This window comes from Mesorhizobium humile, from assembly GCF_033977215.1.
Classification (GTDB): domain Bacteria; phylum Pseudomonadota; class Alphaproteobacteria; order Rhizobiales; family Rhizobiaceae; genus Mesorhizobium; species Mesorhizobium humile.
The window spans coordinates 195,191-214,731 of record NZ_JAVIIV010000001.1 but is presented as its reverse complement, the minus strand read 5'-3'; the positions used below and the strand labels follow the sequence as shown (position 1 = coordinate 214,731).

Sequence of the window (19,541 nt, the reverse complement as noted above, 5' to 3'; positions counted from 1 at the left end):
AGCGAGGAGCGGCACTGTTCTTCGTGTATCGGCTTCGGACGCCTGGTTCGGCCCGCCATCCTGAAGCGCCGCTCCTTATGAACCGGCCCGTGGCCTCAGTTCTTCTTCAGGAACTTGTCGATATTCGCCGGCGTGACGAGCTGGAACGGAATGTAGACCTTGTGGTCCACCTTCTCGCCCTTGGCGAGCTTCAGCGCCGCGTCGAGCGCGCCAGCACCCTGGCCGGCCGCATCCTGGAATACGGTCACCTTGAGGTCGCCTGCTTGCATCGAGGCCAACGCGTCCTGCGTGGCGTCGACGCCGCCGACGATCATGGTCTTCATGTCGATATTGGCGGCCTTCATCGCCTGGATGGCGCCGATGGCGCTTTCGTCGTTGTTGGCGATGACACCGTCGAACGGCTTGGCGGTCGACAGCCAGTTGGTCATCAGGTTCTGCGCCTGGTCGCGCTGCCAGTTCGAGGTCTGCTTGTCGATGATCTTGATGAAACTGCACTCCGGCGTGGCGATCACGTTGTCGATGTCCTTGGTCCGCTGCACCGCGGCCTGGTTGGAAAGCTCGCCCATGATCACATAGACATTGGCTTCCTTCTTGCCGGCTTCCTTGAAGAGGCGGCAGACTTCCTTGGTCTCGAGAGTGCCGGAATCGGCCTCGTTCGAAGCGACGAAGGCCTGGTTGTCCGGCAGCGAGTTGACGTTGACCGGCTCGCGGTTGACGTAGACCAGCGGGATCTTGGCAGCGGCGGCCGCGTCCGACATCGCCTGCGTGGCCGAGGTGTCGACCGGGTTTACGATGATGGCGTCGACGCCGGAGGCGGCGAAGTTCTTGATCTGGTCGAGTTGCTTGGCCACATCGTTCTGCGCGTCCTCGACCTGAAGCTCGACGCCGCTCATGCCCTTGGCCTGCGCGATCATGCCGTTGCGCAGCACGGTCAGGAAATTATCGTCGAAGCGCGCCATCGAGACGCCGATCTTGGCGGCGAAGGCGGATGAACACATCAGCGCCGAAAGCGCGACGCCCAAAAGCAGTTTCTTCATTTTATCTCTCCTCCACTTGGTGTCCGGCTGCACCCATTTTGAACCGGAATCCCCGGTTTGCCCGGGGAATCTCTCCCTGCGGCCATGCGGCGCTGCCAATTCGATGGAGCGCCTCGTCCTCCGTTCGAAACAGACGCTTCGGAACGAAAGAACCAAAAAGCCTAGCTAGTGAAATATTTATTCCATTTCGCTTGGAAACGTCAAGGGTGATTCCGACCGAGGCGGCCGGTTTTTCGATCACTATCGACGTGACGAAGACCATGATGGGCTGGAATCGCCGCAAACCGCCATGAAAGAATCCATCAGTCTGATGGATTCTTTCACATTGCTCCGGGGTCAGTTCCCAGACGCAGGGATTTTTGAAAGGTTGCCGTTTGTCTTGGTGCAAGATTTTTCGTTCATTTCCGTGAAATCAGCGCAAACGCCGGGGATTGGCTGAAGCCGCCCCAACCTCGTCATTCTATGGCGGAGCAAGGAGCGAAGCGACGCGGCGCAGACCATAGAATCCATGCCGTGACTTGGATGCGCCGCCACTGTGCAGAATTTTGCTCCGTTGCACGCCTTGGCCAAGGTAACGGCATGGATTCTAGGGTCTTCGCAACGGAGCTTCGCTCCTGCTCCGCCCTAGAATGACGATCGCGATGGGCGTTTCGGCCAATCTCCAAGGAATGCCGCCTGCCAACGCAAACAGAGCCGACCGATCAAAACCCCTGTGCTGGAGACCTAGATGTTTTCAGGCAGGTAGATGTCGAAGGGCAGGAAGGTCTGTCCGGGCGCATTGGCCGCGCCGCTTTCGATGGCATGCGCCATCAGCCCGACGAGTTCCCGGCAGAGCGCCGCGAGCGGCGTCGAGATCACCATGGTGAGGATGTTGTCGGCGAGCGCCGCGCGCGAGACGGCGTTGATCTCGTTGCAGATGACGACCGGCATCTCGGCCGGGCGCGCCGTCCTCAGCGCCGAGACGGCGCCTTCCATGCCACCGCCGGCGACGTAGCAACCGGCAAGATCGGGATGGCGCGCCAGAAGATCGAGCATGGCGTCATGCGTCACGTCATTGGCCTCGAGGTTGACCAGCGTCTCCATCACGGTGAAATCCGGCGCGTGCTCGCGGAAATAGGAGCGGAAGCCGATCTCACGCAGTTCATGGCCGTGGAAGCGGTGGCTGCCGACGAAGAGCGCGACCTTGCCCGGTTTCCTGGCCGCCTTGGCGATCATCCACGCGGCGCTGCGCCCGACCTTGCGGTTGTCGAGACCGACATAACCCTCACGGATGCCGGCGGCGAAATCAGACAGCAGCGAGAAGACCGGCTGCCCCCTCGCCTTCAGCGCCTCCACGACCGCCGTCAGCGTCGGGTGATCCGGGCCGACGACGGCGACGGCTCTCGATTTGGCCGCCAGTTTGCGCATCTGGTCGGCGATCTCATCGGGCGCCAGCGACGTGGCGAAGTCGATCGCAGCGGTGCCGCGGAAACGTTGCGACTGCGAAACCGCCAGCTCGAGCTCCCTGGCGAAATCGCCATAGAAGACATCATTGCCCCTCAGCAGCAGGAAACCGAGCCGGTATTCCGGCAATTCCTGGCGCATGCGCTGCTTGATCAGCCCGGCCGCATGATAGCCGATCTCGGTGGCCGCCTCGTAGACCCGGCGCGCCGTTTCCTCGCGCACCCGCAGGCGGCTGTTCAGCACTCTGTCGACGGTGGCGACGCTGACGCCCGAGACGCGCGCGAGATCGGTAATGGTCGGCCGCTTTGCCATGAATGCTCCATCGCTTATCCGGCTCAGGATAGCTCAATCTGATAGGAAATGATAGAAACTATCTTCCTGATGTTGAGACTATCATAGGCTGGCGGTATGTTGAGGTGGAAGCCGGCTATGGACGAGCCCGGACTTGCGGGAGCCGTTCGCCAGGCGCTGTTGGAGGAACCTCAATGACGGCCATGACGTCTTCGGCGGCGTCGCCGCGCGACTACAGCCTGACCGGCCGCGATGCAAAACGCGCGGTCGAGAACGGGCTGGCGGCGGCCGAGTGGTACCACACCGAGATCCCGCGCAAGCAGATGAAGGAGCTGATGCAGCGCTCCGACCAGCCGGCGATCCGCGACACCATCACCTGGCTGGCCGCCTTCATCGTCAGCGCCGCGGGCGGCATCTGGTTCTGGGGCAGCTGGTGGTGCGTGCCGTTCCTGTTCGTCTATGGCACGCTCTACGGCTCCTCGACCGATTCCCGCTGGCACGAATGCGGCCATGGCACGGCCTTCCGCACGCAGTGGATGAACGACGCCGTCTACCAGCTCGCCTGCTTCATGATCATGCGCAACCCGGTGACCTGGCGCTGGAGCCACACGCGCCACCATACCGATACCATCATCATCGGCCGCGACCCCGAGATCGCCGTCATGCGGCCGCCGGACCTTGCGCGCGTGGTGCTGAATTTCTTCGGCATTCTCGACGCCTGGCACGCGATGGTCGACATGGTGCGCAACGCCGCCGGCGTCATCAGCGCCGCCGAAAAAACATTCATTCCCGAGCAGGAGCAGCCGAAGGCGATCCGCGTGGCCCGCATATGGCTCGCCATCTACATCGCGACCATCGCCCTGGCCCTCTACCTGCACTCCTGGCTGCCACTGATGCTGATCGGCCTGCCCCGGCTCTATGGCGCCTGGCACCACGTCTTGACCGGCCTGCTGCAGCATGGCGGGCTTGCCGAGAACGTCACCGATCACCGGCTGAACAGCCGCACCGTTTACATGAATCCGATCAGCCGGTTCATCTACTGGAACATGAACTACCATGTGGAACATCACATGTTCCCGATGGTGCCCTATCATGCGCTGCCGAAGCTGCATGCGATGATCAAGCACGACCTGCCGGCGCCGACGCCTTCGATCCTGGCCGGCTATCGCGAGATGATCCCGGCCTTCCTGCGCCAGCTGCGCAACGAGGACTATTTCCTCAAGCGGGCGCTGCCGCCGACGGCGAAGCCCTATCGCGAGGAACTGCATAACGACATTCCGATGGCTGCCGCCGCGGAGTGAGGCCGAAGGAAATTCAAGGATATTCGCTGGAGGACGAGATGAGCGACTGGGTCGAGGCCTGCGCGGCCGGAGACATCGATGAAGAGGACGTGATGCGGTTCGACCATGCCGGCCACACCTTTGCCATCTACCGCAGCCCGGACGACGAATATTTCGCGACCGACGGCCTGTGCACGCATGAAAAGGTGCATCTGGCCGACGGGCTGGTGATGGACGACATCATCGAGTGCCCCAAGCACAATGGCCGCTTCAACTACAAGACCGGCGACGCGCGTGGCGCGCCGGTCTGCGTCAACCTCAAGACCTATCCGGTCAAGGTCGACGCCGGCAAAGTCCTGGTCCAGATCGGGTGACGACGATGGCGGGGATGCTGATCATCGGCGCCGGCGAATGCGGCGGCCGCGCCGCGCTGGCGCTGCGCGATCTCGGTTATGAAGGGCCGGTGACGCTGGTGGGCGACGAGCCGCATCTGCCTTATGAGCGGCCGCCGCTGTCGAAGGAAGCGATGACCGGCGAGGCGCCGGCCATCAAGGCGATCGCCAGCGACGCGCTCTTCGCGGAACGCTCGATCCGGCACATCCATTCCGTCCGGGCCGTCGCGATCGACCGCGCCGCGCATCTCGTGCAGCTGTCGGACGGATCCTCCCTTTCCTACGACAAGCTGCTGCTGGCGACCGGGTCCGTGCCGCGCAAGCTGCCGATGCCGGGCCTGGGCGGCCGCTGCGTCTATCTCAGGACCTTCAACGATGCTTTGGCCATCCGTGCGCATCTCAGCGCTGGCAACCGTGTCGCCATCATCGGCGGCGGGTTCATCGGTCTCGAGCTTGGCGCTGCGGCGCGCAGGCTTGGCGCCGCGGTCACGGTCATCGAGGCGCAGCCGCGCATCCTGATGCGCGGCGTGCCGGCCGAGATCGCCGAAATCATCCACAAGGCGCATGAAGCCGAAGGCGTGAAGGTCCTCACCGGCCAGGTCATCACGGCGATTGCCGATGACGGCAAGGAGGTTCGCATCGCGCTTGCCGACGGGCAGGAGGTCGTCGCCGATCTCGCGGTGATCGGCATCGGTGCGGTGCCAGTGACGGCGCTCGCCGCCGAGGCAGGACTTGCGGTCGACAACGGCATCGCCGTGGACGAACATTTGCGCAGCGCCGACCCGGATATCTTCGCCGCCGGCGATTGCTGTTCCTTCCCGCTTGCGGTCTATGGCGGGCGGCGGGTTCGGCTGGAAGCCTGGCGCAACGCGCAGGAGCAGGGCGCACTCGCCGCAAAGAACATGCTGGGCGCCAATGAGCCCCATGCCGCCGTGCCATGGTTCTGGTCCGATCAGTACGAGTTGACGCTGCAGATCGCCGGGCTGTCGGACGAAGGCCGCTCGACGGTGAGGCGCGATCTCGATGACGGCGCCTTCATCCTGTTCCACCTTGCCGAGGACGGCAGGCTGGTCGCGGCCAGCGGCATCGGCCCCGGCAATGCGGTGGCGCGCGATATCCGCCTGGCGGAAATGCTGATCGCCAAGCGGGCCTGCCCGGCGCCGGAGGCGCTCGGCTCGCAGGCGGTCAAGCTGAAGTCGCTGCTGGCGGCGTAAGCTGTCGCGCCAACTGTTGATCTCGGCGCTGCCCCTCGTCTGCCTGCAGGTATCTTCTCCCCGGCGTGACAATTGCATACGCGGTGCCAACATCTTGGAGATATCGTCAAAGGTCGACAGGGGGGCGCCGTGGGTAAGGCGGCGACCTATCCTTCGTCATTCTGGGGCGGAGCAAGCAGCGAAGCGACGCGCGCAGACCCTAGAATGACGAAGGAAAGGTTGGCGGGACAGCGCAAACACGGTTGAATTGAGCTCAAACCTGGCTTCCCTCCCTAAGCCTGACGCTCTAAAACAGCGCCTTCAGCTCATCCAGCTTGTCGTTGACCAGCCAGCCGTAATAGTTCTCTTCGGGCAGCTTTTCCGGTTCACCGGCAGCGCGGCGTTTTTCGTTCTCGGCCTTCAGCGCATAGGCGCGCTGCTCGGGGTTGCCGACATTGTAGAGCGTGGCGGTCAGGCCCGGATTTTTAGAGATGTCGAAGCCGGCGATGTTGCGGTAAGCGTCGATCGACTTCTTGATGGTGGCAGCGACGTAGGGCAGCGTCAGATCCGGGTCCATGATGGTCTTGTAGACCGTGTTGGGATCGCCGACGTCGAGCCTGGGCAGGCCCGAGACCTTGTGCACCAGGTCGCTCATCTGCAACGCCGTCAGCGGGTTCAACTGGCCGAGGCCGAAGGTCTGGCCGGCATAATAAGGCTGGAAGAAAGTGGCTCCGAAGCGGTCGTTGGGGAAATCCTCGCCGCCGACGGTCTTGCCGCGGAAGGAGCGGTTCCAGACCTGCTCGCGGCATTCCCAAAGGTCGTAGCTGTCGTCCGTGCCGGCGCATTTCTTGAATTCCGGCCGCTGGACGAAATCGCTGACATCCTCGCCGTCATAGGCAAAGGTGAGCTTGCTCGACAGATACGACATCGCCTTGACGTAATAGGTCTGCAGCCGGTCATAGGCGTCGACATTGTAGGTGTGCTCGCCGACGATGGCGCCGACGATATGCATAGGATCGATGCCGTAAGCCGCAGCCACCTTCCTGATCTTACCGCGCAGCTCGGCATCGTTCTGCAGCAGCGCGTAGACCTTGCGGTACTTGGCCTGGAAGGTGGTGTTGGTGGCCTGGGTGCGCCGGCTGGAGGCGCCCGGAATATCCGGCTGCACCGCGTTGCGGTTGCCCGGCGGCACCATGGTCGCGGCATCGGCGATCGCCACCGCCGCCGCCAGCGCAAGACCAACAAGGAGAAACAGGTACTTCTTCATTCGCCGCCGCCTTGGGGCGGCTCGGCTATCGCCGATCCACCCCAACCATTTGATTGAACGCAATTTCAGACGGAAAACCGCTTTCTTGAAATTGCTTTCGGAATGCGCGGCAACCTAGGTAAAGCGCCCGCCAGAGTCGAGAGAAGGCTGCCGACGGCGACCAAAAATGGTGGCCAGATGCTTCCATTTGGCCACACCTTGATGGTGTGCGCGTTTTTCGGGCCAGCTCGAAGGCCAGCCCGAAATCGGCACCAGGCTTAAAGGATGAACCGCGACAGGTCGGTGTTGCGCGACAGGTCGCCGACATGCTTCTCGACATAGGCGGCGTCGATGGTGACGGCGGTGCCATTGCGGTCCGGGGCGTCGTAGGAAATCTCGTCCAGCACGCGCTCCATCACGGTCTGCAGGCGCCGCGCGCCGATATTCTCGACGCTGGCATTGAGGTCGACGGCGATGCCGGCAAGCGAATCGATGGCGTCGTCGGTGAAGGTCAGCTCGACGCCTTCGGTCTTCATCAGCGCGATATACTGCTTGATGAGGCTCGCTTCCGTCTCGGTGAGGATGCGGATGAAATCCGCCTTCTCCAGCGCGCGCAGCTCGACACGGATCGGCAGGCGGCCCTGCAGCTCCGGCAAAAGGTCGGACGGCTTGGAGACGTGGAAGGCGCCCGAAGCTATGAACAGGATATGGTCGGTCTTGATCGGCCCATATTTGGTCGCAACCGTGGTGCCTTCGACCAGCGGCAGCAGGTCGCGCTGCACGCCTTCGCGTGACGGGCCGCCCGAAATGTCGCTCCTGGCCGCGATCTTGTCGATCTCGTCGAGGAAGACGATGCCGTCATTCTCGGCCGATTCCAGCGCCCTGCGCACCACCTCGTCCTGGTCCAGCAGCTTGTCGGACTCGTCATTGACCAAGAGCGCGTAGGAATCGCGCACCGTGGTCTTGCGGGTCTTGGTCTTGCGACCGCCCATCGCCTTCGACAGCATGTCGTTGATGTTGAGCACGCCGACATTGGCGCCCGGCATGCCGGGGATCTCGAAGCCGGGCATGCCGCCGGTGCCGGTGTCGGCCACCTCGATCTCGATCTCCTTGTCGTCGAGCTCGCCGTCGCGCAGCTTCTTGCGGAAGCTGTCGCGGGTGGCCGGGCTCGCCGTCTTGCCGACGAGGGCTTCCAGCACGCGTTCCTCGGCGTTGACCTGGGCGCGCGCGCCGACGTCCCCGCGCATTTTTTCGCGCGCCAGGCCGATGGCGACCTCGACGAGGTCGCGCACGATCTGCTCGACATCGCGGCCGACATAGCCGACCTCGGTGAACTTGGTGGCCTCCACCTTGACGAAGGGCGCGCCGGCCAGCCGCGCCAGGCGGCGCGAGATCTCGGTCTTGCCGACGCCGGTCGGGCCGATCATCAGGATGTTCTTCGGCATCACCTCTTCGCGCATCTGGCCTTCCAGCTGCTGGCGGCGCCAGCGGTTGCGCAAGGCGATCGCCACGGCGCGCTTGGCGTCCTTCTGGCCGATGATGAAGCGGTCGAGTTCCGAAACGATTTCGCGGGGAGAAAAGGTGCTCATAAGACTCAAATTCCACTCTGCCACTGCCTGATGGACTCGAACGGATGCAGCAGCATGATCACGTTGAGCGTCAGATTGTCCCGGATGATGTAGCCCGTGCCGAGCTCGAAGATGAGCGCCAGGGCCACGATCACCCATATAGGTAGCTTTCGCGCCATCACAAATCCCAGCGCCATGAACAGCGTGTCGGACACCGAGTTGATGATCGAATCGCCGTAATAGTTGAGCGAGATCGTGCCGGCGCGGTAGCGGTCGATGATGAAGGGGCTGTTTTCCAGGATCTCCCAGCCGCCCTCGATGAGGACGGCGAAAGCCAGCCTCAGCCCGACCGGCGAACGCGGAAACAGGAATGTCGCCAGCGCGTAGAACAGGAAGCCGTGGATGATATGCGAGAAGGTGTACCAGTCGGCGATGTGCTGGGAATTCTCCGAGCTGTTGACCACACCGTGCCAGAGTTTCACGTAGCCGCAGGTGCAGATCGGCGGATGGCCCATGCCGTAGAGCACGCCGGCCTGGAAAACGACCAGGGCGAGCACCAGCAGCAGGCCCATGCGCCAGCTGTCTTCGTAAGCGGAAAGCGTCTTGTCCCCTTCAGGCGCGATCATCCAGTCAGTCCCCCAGATTTTCGTCGTCGTCATCGGCGTCGACGGCCATCAGCACGACGTCCCCATATTGCGATTGCCTGCGGCCGATCGGCCTGAAGCCCGCCTTCTCATAGGCGCGGATGGCGCGGCCATTGTCGGGATGCGGATCGATGATGACACGCGGCGCGCCTTCCTCGAAAAGCTCCTCGACGAACTGGCGCACGATGGCCGAGCCATGGCCGATGCCGACCAGCTCCGGCGGACCGATCGTGAGGTCGATGCCCAGCGTGCCGAAGGGCTGGTCCGCATAGGGATGATCGTCCTCCATATGCGGATCGTAGCTCTGCAGGTAGGCGATCGGCCTGCCGTCCAGCTCGACGATCAGCGGCTCCACCGAGACCGAATCCATATGCTCTCTGATTTCGGCGATCTCCTTGCCGGGATCGTCCCACCACTGGGCGACATGCGGCTCGCGCAGCCACCGGGCAATCGTCGGCAAGTCTTCTTCGGTCACCGGCCGAAATTCGTAGCTATGTTCCTGATTGACCATGATCTCTTCCGAAAACCCGTGACCACTTTTCGGGATCATAGCCGCTCAAGCGGCATCGAGCGTTTCGACGACAAAATTGTTGTTGGTGTAGACGCAGATGTCGGACGCGATCTGCATGGCCTTGCGGGCGATCTCCTCGGCATCCTTGTCGGTGTCGATGAGGGCACGGGCCGCGGCCAGCGCGTAATTGCCGCCGGAGCCGATGGCCATGACGCCATGCTCGGGCTCCAGCACGTCGCCATTGCCGGTCAGCGCCAGCGAGACCGACTTGTCGGCGACCAGCATCATGGCTTCCAGGCGGCGCAGATAGCGGTCGGTGCGCCAGTCCTTGGCGAGCTCGACGCAGGCGCGCGTCAGCTGGTCGGGATATTGTTCGAGCTTGGCCTCAAGCCGCTCGAGCAGGGTGAAGGCGTCGGCGGTAGCGCCGGCGAAGCCGGCAATGACGCTGCCGCCCTTGCCGATGCGGCGTACCTTGCGGGCATTGCCCTTCATGATCGTCTGGCCGAGGCTGACCTGGCCGTCGCCGGCGATCACCACCTTGTTGCCCTTGCGCACGCTGATGATGGTCGTGGCGTGCATGGTGAGTTCATTCGACATTTTCTGCTCCGATTCGCGCTATCCCTTGAAGGCGATTGGCGCGGTACGAGTGAGTTTTGATCGGCCATATGTATGCATAGGGCGAACGATTGCAAACCGCCGTCCGGCAAGGGCGATAACGACCGGAATGGCAACTGGCAATCGCCGGATCATGCTGATAGAAGGCTCTCGTTTTCAAGCCCCCGGGGCTCCGAACGGGCAACAAGGACAGAGCGATGACGCGTTCCGCCGAAGTCAGCCGCAAGACCAAGGAAACCGAGATTTCGGTCTCGGTCCATGTCGACGGCAAGGGCAAAGCCGATATTTCGACCGGCGTCGGCTTCTTCGACCATATGCTCGACCAGCTGTCGCGGCATTCGCTGATCGATATGAAGATCAAGGCCAAGGGCGACCTGCATATCGACGACCACCACACGGTCGAGGACACCGGGATCGCGGTCGGCCAGGCGCTGAGCAAGGCGCTGGGCGAGCGGCGCGGCATCATGCGCTATGCCTCGATCGAGCTTGCCATGGACGAGACGCTGACCAGGGCGGCGATAGACGTCTCCGGCCGGCCCTTCCTGGTCTGGAGCGTCGCCTTCACGTCGCCGAAGATCGGCACGTTCGACACCGAACTGGTGCGCGAGTTCTTCCAGGCGCTGGCGCAGAATGCCGGCATCACGCTGCATGTGACCAATCATTACGGTGCCAACAACCACCATATCGCCGAAACCTGCTTCAAGGCGGTGGCGCGGGCGCTGCGCGCAGCACTGGAGCCCGATCCGCGCCAGCCCGACGCGGTGCCGTCCACCAAGGGATCCCTGAAAGGCTAGCCCTATGGCGATCTATGTCGTGATGCAGCCGCCGGCCGGCGACAACAAAGCCAGGGACGCAATTTTCGTGCGCGACAGCTTCACCTGGCTGGGCTTCCTGGCGGCGCCGCTCTGGCTCGCCTGGCACCGTCTGTGGATCGAGGCGGCCCTGACCTTCGTCGTCATGGCGATCCTGTCGGTGACCGGCGAGAAGCTCGGACTCGAAGGGGCCGGGTCGTTGCTGTCGCTGCTGGTCTCGCTCTATATCGGGTTCGAAGGCCAGGCCCTGCGCATCGCGGCGCTGCGGCGGCGCGGCTGGCGGGAATGGGGCGTCGTCGAGGCCGGCAATCTTGGCGATGCCGAGACGCGCCATGCGCTGGAAACCGGCGAGGATGGCGAGGAGGCGGCACCGATGCCGCGCATCGTGCCGGACGCATCGCTCGCCCGTCCGCCGCAAACCGGCATGGCGCTGGGGCTGACCCATACGCCTGGAAGGCCCTGACATGCGGGTAGCCATCATCGATTACGGCTCGGGCAATCTGCGCTCGGCCACCAAGGCCTTCGAGCGCGCCGCGCAGGAGGCGGGTCTTGCCGCGACCATCGAGCTGACGGCCGACGCGGAGCGCGTGCGTTCCGCCGACCGCATCGTTTTGCCGGGTGTCGGCGCCTATGCCGACTGCGCCGCCGGCCTGCACGCGGTGCCGGGCATGTGGGAGGCGGTGGAGGAGGCGGCCATCGCCAAGGGGCGGCCTTTCCTCGGCATCTGCGTCGGCATGCAGCTGATGTCGGAACGCGGCCTCGAAAAGACCGTCACCAGGGGCCTCGGCTGGATCGCCGGCGACGTCAAGGAGATCACGCCGTCGGATCCGGCGCTGAAGATCCCGCAGATCGGCTGGAACACGATCGACGTTACCCGCCCGCATCCGCTGTTTTCCGGCATCGAGACCGGCGCGAAGGGATTGCATGCCTATTTTGTCCATTCCTATCATCTCGAAGCGAAGAATCCCGCCGAAGTGCTGGCGACCGCCGACTATGGCGGGCCGGTGACGGCCGCCGTTGCCCGCGACAACCTTGCCGGCACGCAATTCCATCCCGAGAAGAGCCAGGCGCTCGGCCTGGCTCTGATCACCAATTTCCTGAAATGGAGGCCCTAGAGATGAGCAAGAAGGGCTATTGGATCGCGCTGATCGATGTCCACGATCCAGACGTCTACAGGCAATACATCGAGGCCAATGGGAAGGCCTTCGCCAAGTATGGCGCGAAGTTCCCGGTCCGGCCCGGTCGTTACACCAGTCCGGAGGGGCCGACAGGCAACCGCCATGTGGTGGTGGAATTCGAGTCCTATGAGACGGCGCTCGCTTGCTACGAGTCGCCCGAATACCAGGAAGCCTCAAAATTCCGGCTCGCCGCTTCGACCGGCCATTTCGTCATCGTCGAGGGCGCCTGATCCATGATCCTGTTTCCGGCGATAGACCTCAAGGACGGCCAATGCGTGCGCCTTAAGCACGGCGATATGGCCACCGCCACCATCTACAATGACGATCCCGCCGCGCAGGCGAAGGCCTTCGAGGACCAAGGTTTCGAGTGGCTGCATGTCGTCGACCTCAACGGCGCCTTCAAGGGCCAGAGCGTCAACTCCGCCGCGGTTGGCGCCATCCTCAAGGCGACGAAGAACCCGGTACAGCTCGGCGGCGGCATCCGTACCCTGCCGCAGATCGAGGATTGGCTGGATCGCGGTCTCGCCCGCGTCATCCTCGGCACGGTCGCGGTGCGCGAACCTGAGCTGGTGAAGCAAGCATGCAAGGCTTTCCCGGGCAAGGTCGCCGTCGGCATCGACGCCAAGGGCGGCAAGGTCGCGGTGGAAGGCTGGGCCGAAGCCTCCGAGCTCGGCGTCGTCGAACTGGCGAAGAAATTCGAGGGGGCCGGCGTCGCCGCCATCGTCTACACCGATATCGATCGCGACGGCGTGCTGACCGGCATCAACTGGGATTCGACCATCGACCTCGCCGAGGCGGTGTCCATTCCGGTGATCGCATCCGGCGGCCTCGCCTCGATCGCCGACATCGTGCGCATGACCATGCCCGACGCGAAGAAACTGGAAGGCGCGATCTCTGGCCGCGCCCTATATGACGGACGTATCGACCCGGCCGAGGCGCTGGCGATCCTGCGCGGCGAGCGGGCGGAGGCAAGAGCGTGAACATTTCCATCATCCTGGCCTCCTATGACAGCGGCCATTTCCACGGTGGCTGCGGCCAGGGCCCGGACGCGCTGATCTCAGGCGGACTGGCCGAGGCGCTGAAGCTCGCCGGCCATGACGTCGAGGTGCATGACATCGGCAAGGTGGTCGAGGACGAAGACGAGCGCGAGATCAGCACCGGATTCGCCGTCTGCAACGCCGTTTCCGGCCAGGTCCGCATTGCGCTGGACAGGAAGCGGTTTCCGATCGTGCTGGCGGGCAACTGCCTGACTGCCGCGGGCGCCGTGGCCGGCGCCGGCGCCGACGCCATCATCTGGGCCGACCAGCATGGCGACCTCAACACGCCGGAAACCACCACGACGGGCTTTCTCGACGGCATGGCGCTGGCTGTCGCGCTGGGCCTGTGCTGGCGGCCGATGGCCAACCAGATCCCCGGCTTCAAGCCGGTCGATCCATCACGCTGCGTTCTGGTCAATGCGCGCGACCTCGACGAAGCCGAAAAGGCGCTGTTGAAGACGCTGCCCGTAATCCGGACCGAGTGCCCGGACTGGAAGGCTGCTGCGCAACGGCTGAAGGTCGACGGCGCAACCCGGGTGCATATGCATGTCGACCTCGACGTGCACGACCCCGAAAAGCTGCAAGCCAACCGCTACACCACGCCCGGCGGCCCGGCGCCGGAGCAGATGCGCATGGCGATGTGCGGCCTCGCCGGGCCGCTCGCCATCGCCGGGCTGACCATTTCCGCCTACGATCCGGCCTTCGACCCCAAGGGCGACGTGCCGCCGCTGGTCGGCGAGCTGGTGGTCGACCTGCTCTCGACCCTGGAAGGCAAGTGATGCTCAAGGCCCGCGTCATCCCCTGCCTCGACGTCAAGAACGGCCGCGTGGTCAAGGGCGTCAATTTCGTCGATCTGATCGATGCCGGCGACCCGGTCGAGGCCGCCAAGGCGTACGACGCGGCCGGCGCCGACGAGCTCTGCTTCCTCGACATCACCGCCTCGTCCGACAATCGCGAGACGATCTTCGACGTGGTCGCCAGGACGGCCGAGCAGTGCTTCATGCCGCTCACCGTCGGCGGCGGCGTGCGCCAGGTGGCCGACATCCGCAAGCTGCTTCTGGCCGGCGCCGACAAGGTATCGATCAACACGGCGGCGGTGAAGAATCCGAACTTCGTCGCGGAAGCCGCCGACAAGTTCGGCAACCAGTGCATCGTCGTGGCGATCGACGCCAAGAAGGTCTCCGCGCAAGGCGAGACCGACCGCTGGGAGATATTCACCCATGGCGGGCGCGAGAAGACGGGCATCGACGCGGTTGAATTCGCCAAGACGATGGTCGATCGCGGCGCCGGCGAGATCCTGCTGACCTCGATGGACCGCGACGGCACCAAGGCCGGCTACGACCTTGCGCTCACGCGCGCGATCGCCGATGCCGTGCGCGCGCCGGTGATCGCTTCCGGCGGCGTCGGAACGCTCGATCACCTGGTCGAAGGCATCCGCGACGGCCATGCCGGCGCGGTGCTTGCCGCCTCGATCTTCCATTTCGGCACTTACACGATCGCCGAGGCCAAGGCGCATATGGCCAAAGCCGGCCTGCCGATGCGGCTGGACTCGGCCGCCCATCGGACTTAAACCACTGCTATGGCTCAATTTTCGCTCGCCGAGCTGGAAACGATCATCCATCAGCGCGCCCATTCCGGCGACGCTGACTCATGGACGGCGAAACTGTTCGCCAAGGGCATGGACAAGGCGGCGCAGAAGCTCGGCGAAGAAGCGGTCGAGACCGTGATCGCCGCCATCCGTGGCGACAGGCAGGCGCTCGTTTCGGAAAGTGCCGATCTTCTGTATCATTGGCTGGTCGTCCTCGGCATAGCGGGCATTCCGTTGGACGACGTGCTGAAAGAGCTCGAAGGCCGCACCAGCCGCTCGGGCATTGTCGAAAAGGCGTCCCGGTCAAAGGGCTGACCGGTAAGAGGGTAGGAAACCCGATGGACCAGTTGGCTCCGACCGAGAAGTATTCCCCCTATCGTTTCTTCTCCGCCGAGCAATGGTCGCAATTCCGCGCCGACACGCCGCTGACGCTGACGGAAGACGAGATCGACCGGCTGCGCTCGCTCAACGACCCGGTCGACCTCGAAGAGGTCAAGCGCATCTACCTCTCGCTGTCGCGGCTGCTCTCGGCCCATGTCGAGGCAAGCCAGTTGCTGTTTCGGCAGCGCCAGGCCTTCTTCAAGGCGCAGGACGTCGTCAAGACGCCCTTCATCATCGGCATTGCCGGCTCGGTCGCGGTCGGCAAGTCGACCACGGCGCGCGTGCTGAAGGAGCTTCTGGCGCGCTGGCCGTCGAGCCCGAAGGTCGACCTCATCACCACCGACGGTTTCCTCTTGCCCAACGAGATCCTGCGCCGCGAGAACCTCATGGAGCGCAAAGGGTTCCCCGAGAGCTACGACGTCGGCGCGCTGCTCAGGTTCCTGTCCGGCATCAAGTCGGCGCAAAGCAGCGTCATCGCGCCGGTCTATTCACACCTGACCTATGACGTCATCCCCGGCGAGTTCGTCACCATCGACCGTCCGGATATATTGATCTTCGAAGGCATCAACGTCTTGCAGCCGGGAAAGCTGCCGAAGGACGGCAAGATCGTGCCGTTCCTGTCCGACTTCTTCGATTTCGCCATCTATATCGATGCCGACGAGAAGCTGATCCATCAGTGGTATATCCAGCGCTTCATGCGCCTGCGCGAAACCGCCTTCCGCAACCCGGACTCCTTCTTCCATCGCTATTCGCAGCTTTCGCAGGATGCCGCGCGGGCCATCGCCGAAGGGCTCTGGGCCAACATCAACCTGAAGAACCTGCGCGAGAACATCCTGCCGACCAGGGCGCGCGCCGATCTCATCCTGCGCAAAGGCGCCAACCACCTGATCGAGGAAGTGGCGTTAAGGAAATTGTGACCCGCTTAACGGCGTCTTAGGCAATCCCGACTAGCTTCGCCAGCCGGACTCCAACTGGGAGACGGTGCTGGCGCTGGCTTCCATCCTGGTGCCGGTGCTGAACGTCGCAAGTTTGTCTTCACGGGAAGCGGTCCCATGAGCTCCAGCAGTTCCCCCTGCACCAAAGGAAGGAGCCGATGACCGCCGTTCTGGACAGCTCATCTGCGGACGCGCCAATCGGCGAAGCGCGCAAGACGCGGACATGGACGGTGGTTCTTTGCTTGCTGGTGCTGGCAGCCGCCGTTCCCTGGCAGATGCGATGGGGCGTCATACCCGACACGAGCTGGGTAATCACCTTGTGCGAGAAGATGCTTGCCGGGTCACGGCTCTATGTCGACATTTTCGAAGTCAATCCGCCTTTCACGCCTTGGATGTTCATGCCGGCCGTGGCGCTCGCGCACAAGATCGGTATCTCGCCGGAAATCGCGGTTCATGTCTACAGCTATGCGATCTGCCTGGCAGGATTGGGCCTTGCCGCATGGATCGCCAGGCAGGCCGGTCTTGCCGAGAACCGCGCTCTGTTTGCGATGTTGCCCCTGTTTCTGGCGCTGCTGGTCATCTTCCCCGGCAATGCCTTCAGCGAGCGGGAGCATCTTGGGATCGCGCTGTATTTGCCGTTGCTCATGTTGACGGCCTGGCGCGCGGCGCCAATTGACGGTCGAACACCCAGCCTGCCGGTGGCCCTCCTTGCCGGATTGAGCGGCAGCATCCTGGTTCTGGTGAAGCCCTATTATGCACTGGTCGTGCTCGTTCCGGCTCTCTACGCAGCGTGGAGCCGCCGGTCGATCCGGACGCTTTTCGCCGTTGAGTACTGGGTGATCGGCCTGGTGTGCGTCGCGTATGTCGTCGCCGTGCAGTATTTCCATCCGGAATTCCTGAGCGTCATCTACCCGGTGCTGGCCGACACCTATATGCGGATGCAGAAAATGTATGCGTTGCTGACGACCTATGTGCCGATCTATGTGGTCGCGCTCGTGGCGCTGCGCTTCGTTCGGCCGGGATTGCCTTTGTCGCCTCTGGTCAGCGTATTCACGCTTGCTTCGCTGGCTGCGACCGTGCCGCTGATCTACCAGGCAAAAGGCTGGGCCTATCACGCATTTCCGGCCTTCAGCCTGATTCTGGCGGCGCTCCTGTTGAGGATGGCGCAAGCGGCCCCGGCAACCTACAAGTCGCCGGGGACGGCAATGGAACTGGGGTGCAAGACGCTGCTGGCTGCCATCATTGCCGCCGCCGCCATCCCGTTCATGCAAACACAGAAGCTCAATGCCGAGTTTGTCGCCAAGATCGAGGCGGCGACCGATCGGCCGACTGTCGCGCTTGTCGGCGCCGACATCTCGGGGGGCCATCCACTTACCCGCATGCTCGGCGGGACGTGGATTTCACGCGATTGCAGCGATTGGCTGGGTTATTCGGCGCGTTATCTTTCGGGCCTCGCAACCCTGGAGGGCGACAGGGAGACGGCATCGCACTACCGGCAGATCGTCGATCGCTACGTCGAGGGCAAGCTCGCCGAACTCGAAACCAAACAGCCCGCCGTGATCATCATCGAGAAAAAAGACAGGGGCTGGATTGCGGAGCTTGTCCGGCGGCAGGACTACGTTAACTTCCTGCGCGGCTACCAGCAGATTGCCGAGAATGACGACCTTCAGGTGCTGCTGCGCAATCCAGGAACTGGCCAGGCCGAGTGATCCGTTGCCGCCCTTTTTTGGGTAGGTCGCGAGGAAAAGTATGAGCGGTCAGTCTCGGCAACTTCACCGAAGCGACGCGGGCGCGGCGACCTCATCCTTCGCAAGGGCGCCAACCACCTGGTCGAAGAGGTAGCGCTGCGGAAGGTTTAAAGCGCGTCGCGCTGAGACGGATTCAGGCGACGCGTCTAAAGTGCGTCGCGTGAAAACGGATTCACACAACGCGCTTTAGGTGTTTGTTTGATGCACGTCGTCATCGCAAAACCGAGGTCACTTTTGCGCGCACGCGACCTGCTCTAAGTTTTTGATGTTAAGCATGTCTTTGTCCCGAAACCGGGTTCACTTACGGGAGACATGCTTTAATTCCCGCGGCGGACGGAAGGCTGCGGCGAAGTCGCCGAGCCCGTCGCTGCGCACGTATCCTGGAATGCTTTAGGCCAGGGACGGTTCTCCCGAGAGTTCAGCCTTGTGGCCTGTCGTCCATATCGAATGCAGCATCCACGCGGCAACAAACAGCGGGATCAGGACGGCGACGCAATATCCGCCCCAGGTGAAAAAATGCACGACGAAAGGCCCGAGCCAGCAAATCGCCAGGATCAGTCGAGGCGGCCTCGAAACCATCGCGGCGAGCATCGCGACCGCTACGGCCACACCGATCGTGTCGTAGGTGTACCCATAGGGCGTGGCAAGGATCGCAAGGACAGCGGTAAGCACCACGCGTTCCTGATGCGAGACCAGGCGCCGCGGCCACCAGAGCCAGATCGCCGCGGCGATGGAAGCGATGGTCGCGACAGCCTGGATGCCATAGGCGGGGGGCAGCCCGAGCCCGACAGCCCTTGCCGTGAAGAACACCGTTATGGCGTTGTACTGATAGGGTTGCGGATATGGCGCCTGCATGATCGCCGTCATCAAGGGACGGGTTTCGGTCAGGAACAGACGCCAGACATCAAAGCCGAAGAACAGGCCGGTGGCGACGGCGATCACGACCGCGGTCCCGATGGCCGCGAAAATGGCGCGCCAGTTGCCGCTGGCGAGCAGGCAGAAGGGCACAAGGATGCCGAGATGCGGCTTGATCGTCAGCAGGCCGAACAGGATCCCGGCCAGCAGCGGACGCCTGGGCGCCACGGCGAGGCCGCCGATCAACAGCGCGGTGGTCAGCGCGCCGTTCTGGCCGAATACCGAGTTCCAGATCACCGCGGGGCTCAAGACAATCGCCAGTTCGAGGGCCGCTCCGAGCTTCAGCGGCCGGATCGCCAACCACAGACAAAGTACGGTCCCGACCGTCCAGACCAGGTAGGCAGGCAAGATCGGCAAGGTGGCAAGCGGAACGCCGAGCAACAGGATGTTCGGCGGATAGCTCCATTCCTGATTGGGAAGATCGGGCGAGAGCATGGCGCGCAGCGCCGCGCGGTAGGCGTCCACATCGAAGAGGGTAGCAACATGGCCGTCGATGGCCATGCGCGAACCAGCCCAGAGATTGGTGAAGTCCCAATAGGGAAGCCTGTGCGAAAGTTCGGAAAATCCTTTGCTGTTCAGGGTCCACAAACTGCTCAGGTAAACCTCGGTCATCCAAAGCGCGACGATCGACACCACCGTGACGATGGCTACGTCCAAGAGGCTTCTGGTCCTGATCCAGTCCGGCTGCATGGCGACCTCGATTTCGCAACCGACCTTTTAGTCGCGG

General features: G+C 63.3%; 22 protein-coding genes. 14 read left to right on the top strand and 8 right to left on the bottom strand.

From position 1 onward, the window contains the following. Positions 1–95: 95 nt before the first annotated feature. Positions 96–1,037: a sugar ABC transporter substrate-binding protein gene (locus tag RFM52_RS01060; protein ID WP_320294007.1), complete on the bottom strand. Its 942-nt coding sequence runs from the start codon at positions 1,035–1,037 to the stop codon at positions 96–98. A gap of 289 nt (positions 1,038–1,326) precedes the next feature. Between RFM52_RS01060 and RFM52_RS01055 the strand changes: the two genes are divergently transcribed. Next, on the top strand, positions 1,327–1,476 hold the full coding sequence (locus RFM52_RS01055; RefSeq protein WP_320294006.1) for a hypothetical protein: 150 nt from the start codon (positions 1,327–1,329) through the stop codon (positions 1,474–1,476). 284 nt (positions 1,477–1,760) lie between these two features. On the opposite strand, the gene RFM52_RS01050 is transcribed toward RFM52_RS01055, so the two are convergent. Then, positions 1,761–2,792 (bottom strand): LacI family DNA-binding transcriptional regulator, encoded by a 1,032-nt coding sequence (locus RFM52_RS01050; protein ID WP_320294005.1) that lies wholly within the window; start codon positions 2,790–2,792, stop codon positions 1,761–1,763. 182 nt (positions 2,793–2,974) lie between these two features. Here RFM52_RS01050 and RFM52_RS01045 point away from each other — a divergent pair, with 182 nt between their 5' ends. The 3 genes from RFM52_RS01045 to RFM52_RS01035 are packed head-to-tail and all read left to right on the top strand — an operon-like array spanning position 2,975 to position 5,657. Next, entirely contained in the window at positions 2,975–4,072 is a 1,098-nt protein-coding gene (locus tag RFM52_RS01045) for a fatty acid desaturase family protein (protein WP_320294450.1), read from the top strand. Between the two features lie 38 nt (positions 4,073–4,110). Next, positions 4,111–4,425, top strand: a complete 315-nt coding sequence (locus tag RFM52_RS01040; RefSeq protein WP_320294004.1) for a MocE family 2Fe-2S type ferredoxin — start codon at positions 4,111–4,113, stop codon at positions 4,423–4,425. Between the two features lie 5 nt (positions 4,426–4,430). Continuing rightward, complete coding sequence (locus tag RFM52_RS01035; RefSeq protein WP_320294003.1) at positions 4,431–5,657, top strand: NAD(P)/FAD-dependent oxidoreductase; 1,227 nt, start codon at positions 4,431–4,433, stop codon at positions 5,655–5,657. Positions 5,658–5,943: 286 nt separating this feature from the next. Here RFM52_RS01035 and RFM52_RS01030 read toward each other — a convergent pair whose 3' ends face one another. The 5 genes from RFM52_RS01030 to hslV form a co-directional block, all read right to left on the bottom strand. Continuing rightward, positions 5,944–6,903 carry a DUF1402 family protein gene (locus RFM52_RS01030; RefSeq protein ID WP_320294002.1) on the bottom strand — a complete coding sequence of 320 codons (960 nt, stop codon included), beginning with the start codon at positions 6,901–6,903 and terminating at the stop codon, positions 5,944–5,946. Positions 6,904–7,160: 257 nt separating this feature from the next. After that, positions 7,161–8,471, bottom strand: coding sequence for an ATP-dependent protease ATPase subunit HslU (gene hslU, locus RFM52_RS01025; protein ID WP_320294001.1), 1,311 nt, complete (start codon positions 8,469–8,471; stop codon positions 7,161–7,163). A 5-nt stretch (positions 8,472–8,476) separates the two neighbouring features. Beyond that, the gene (locus tag RFM52_RS01020; RefSeq protein ID WP_320294449.1) at positions 8,477–9,076 is read right to left on the bottom strand and encodes a DUF2585 domain-containing protein; all 600 of its coding nucleotides are present in this window, start codon (positions 9,074–9,076) and stop codon (positions 8,477–8,479) included. A gap of 4 nt (positions 9,077–9,080) precedes the next feature. Further along, complete coding sequence (locus RFM52_RS01015) at positions 9,081–9,605, bottom strand: GNAT family N-acetyltransferase (RefSeq protein ID WP_320294000.1); 525 nt, start codon at positions 9,603–9,605, stop codon at positions 9,081–9,083. Positions 9,606–9,650: 45 nt separating this feature from the next. After that, positions 9,651–10,202 (bottom strand): ATP-dependent protease subunit HslV, encoded by a 552-nt coding sequence (hslV, locus tag RFM52_RS01010; RefSeq protein WP_040986886.1) that lies wholly within the window; start codon positions 10,200–10,202, stop codon positions 9,651–9,653. A 215-nt stretch (positions 10,203–10,417) separates the two neighbouring features. On the opposite strand from hslV, the gene hisB reads away from it, so the two are divergent. From hisB to RFM52_RS00960, 10 genes are all read left to right on the top strand, one after another. Continuing rightward, positions 10,418–11,014: an imidazoleglycerol-phosphate dehydratase HisB gene (hisB, locus tag RFM52_RS01005; protein WP_320293999.1), complete on the top strand. Its 597-nt coding sequence runs from the start codon at positions 10,418–10,420 to the stop codon at positions 11,012–11,014. 4 nt (positions 11,015–11,018) lie between these two features. Then, complete coding sequence (locus RFM52_RS01000; RefSeq protein ID WP_320293998.1) at positions 11,019–11,495, top strand: DUF2628 domain-containing protein; 477 nt, start codon at positions 11,019–11,021, stop codon at positions 11,493–11,495. A 1-nt stretch (position 11,496) separates the two neighbouring features. Beyond that, positions 11,497–12,147 (top strand): imidazole glycerol phosphate synthase subunit HisH, encoded by a 651-nt coding sequence (hisH, locus tag RFM52_RS00995; RefSeq protein WP_320293997.1) that lies wholly within the window; start codon positions 11,497–11,499, stop codon positions 12,145–12,147. A gap of 2 nt (positions 12,148–12,149) precedes the next feature. Continuing rightward, complete coding sequence (locus tag RFM52_RS00990) at positions 12,150–12,440, top strand: DUF1330 domain-containing protein (protein ID WP_320293996.1); 291 nt, start codon at positions 12,150–12,152, stop codon at positions 12,438–12,440. 3 nt (positions 12,441–12,443) lie between these two features. Continuing rightward, positions 12,444–13,190: a 1-(5-phosphoribosyl)-5-[(5-phosphoribosylamino)methylideneamino]imidazole-4-carboxamide isomerase gene (gene hisA / locus RFM52_RS00985; protein WP_320293995.1), complete on the top strand. Its 747-nt coding sequence runs from the start codon at positions 12,444–12,446 to the stop codon at positions 13,188–13,190. Beyond that, positions 13,187–14,026, top strand: coding sequence for an arginase family protein (locus RFM52_RS00980; protein ID WP_320293994.1), 840 nt, complete (start codon positions 13,187–13,189; stop codon positions 14,024–14,026). Before hisA ends, RFM52_RS00980 begins: the two co-directional genes overlap by 4 nt. Further along, positions 14,023–14,817 carry an imidazole glycerol phosphate synthase subunit HisF gene (hisF, locus tag RFM52_RS00975; protein ID WP_320293993.1) on the top strand — a complete coding sequence of 265 codons (795 nt, stop codon included), beginning with the start codon at positions 14,023–14,025 and terminating at the stop codon, positions 14,815–14,817. The genes RFM52_RS00980 and hisF overlap by 4 nt, the downstream gene beginning before the upstream one ends. A gap of 9 nt (positions 14,818–14,826) precedes the next feature. Continuing rightward, positions 14,827–15,150 (top strand): phosphoribosyl-ATP diphosphatase, encoded by a 324-nt coding sequence (locus tag RFM52_RS00970; RefSeq protein WP_320293992.1) that lies wholly within the window; start codon positions 14,827–14,829, stop codon positions 15,148–15,150. Between the two features lie 23 nt (positions 15,151–15,173). Beyond that, on the top strand, positions 15,174–16,133 hold the full coding sequence (coaA, locus tag RFM52_RS00965; protein ID WP_140801608.1) for a type I pantothenate kinase: 960 nt from the start codon (positions 15,174–15,176) through the stop codon (positions 16,131–16,133). Positions 16,134–16,309: 176 nt separating this feature from the next. Continuing rightward, the gene (locus RFM52_RS00960) at positions 16,310–17,860 is read left to right on the top strand and encodes a hypothetical protein (RefSeq protein ID WP_320293991.1); all 1,551 of its coding nucleotides are present in this window, start codon (positions 16,310–16,312) and stop codon (positions 17,858–17,860) included. Positions 17,861–18,289: 429 nt separating this feature from the next. On the opposite strand, the gene RFM52_RS00955 is transcribed toward RFM52_RS00960, so the two are convergent. Further along, positions 18,290–19,447: a glycosyltransferase family 87 protein gene (locus RFM52_RS00955; protein WP_320293990.1), complete on the bottom strand. Its 1,158-nt coding sequence runs from the start codon at positions 19,445–19,447 to the stop codon at positions 18,290–18,292. Positions 19,448–19,541: the final 94 nt, after the last annotated feature.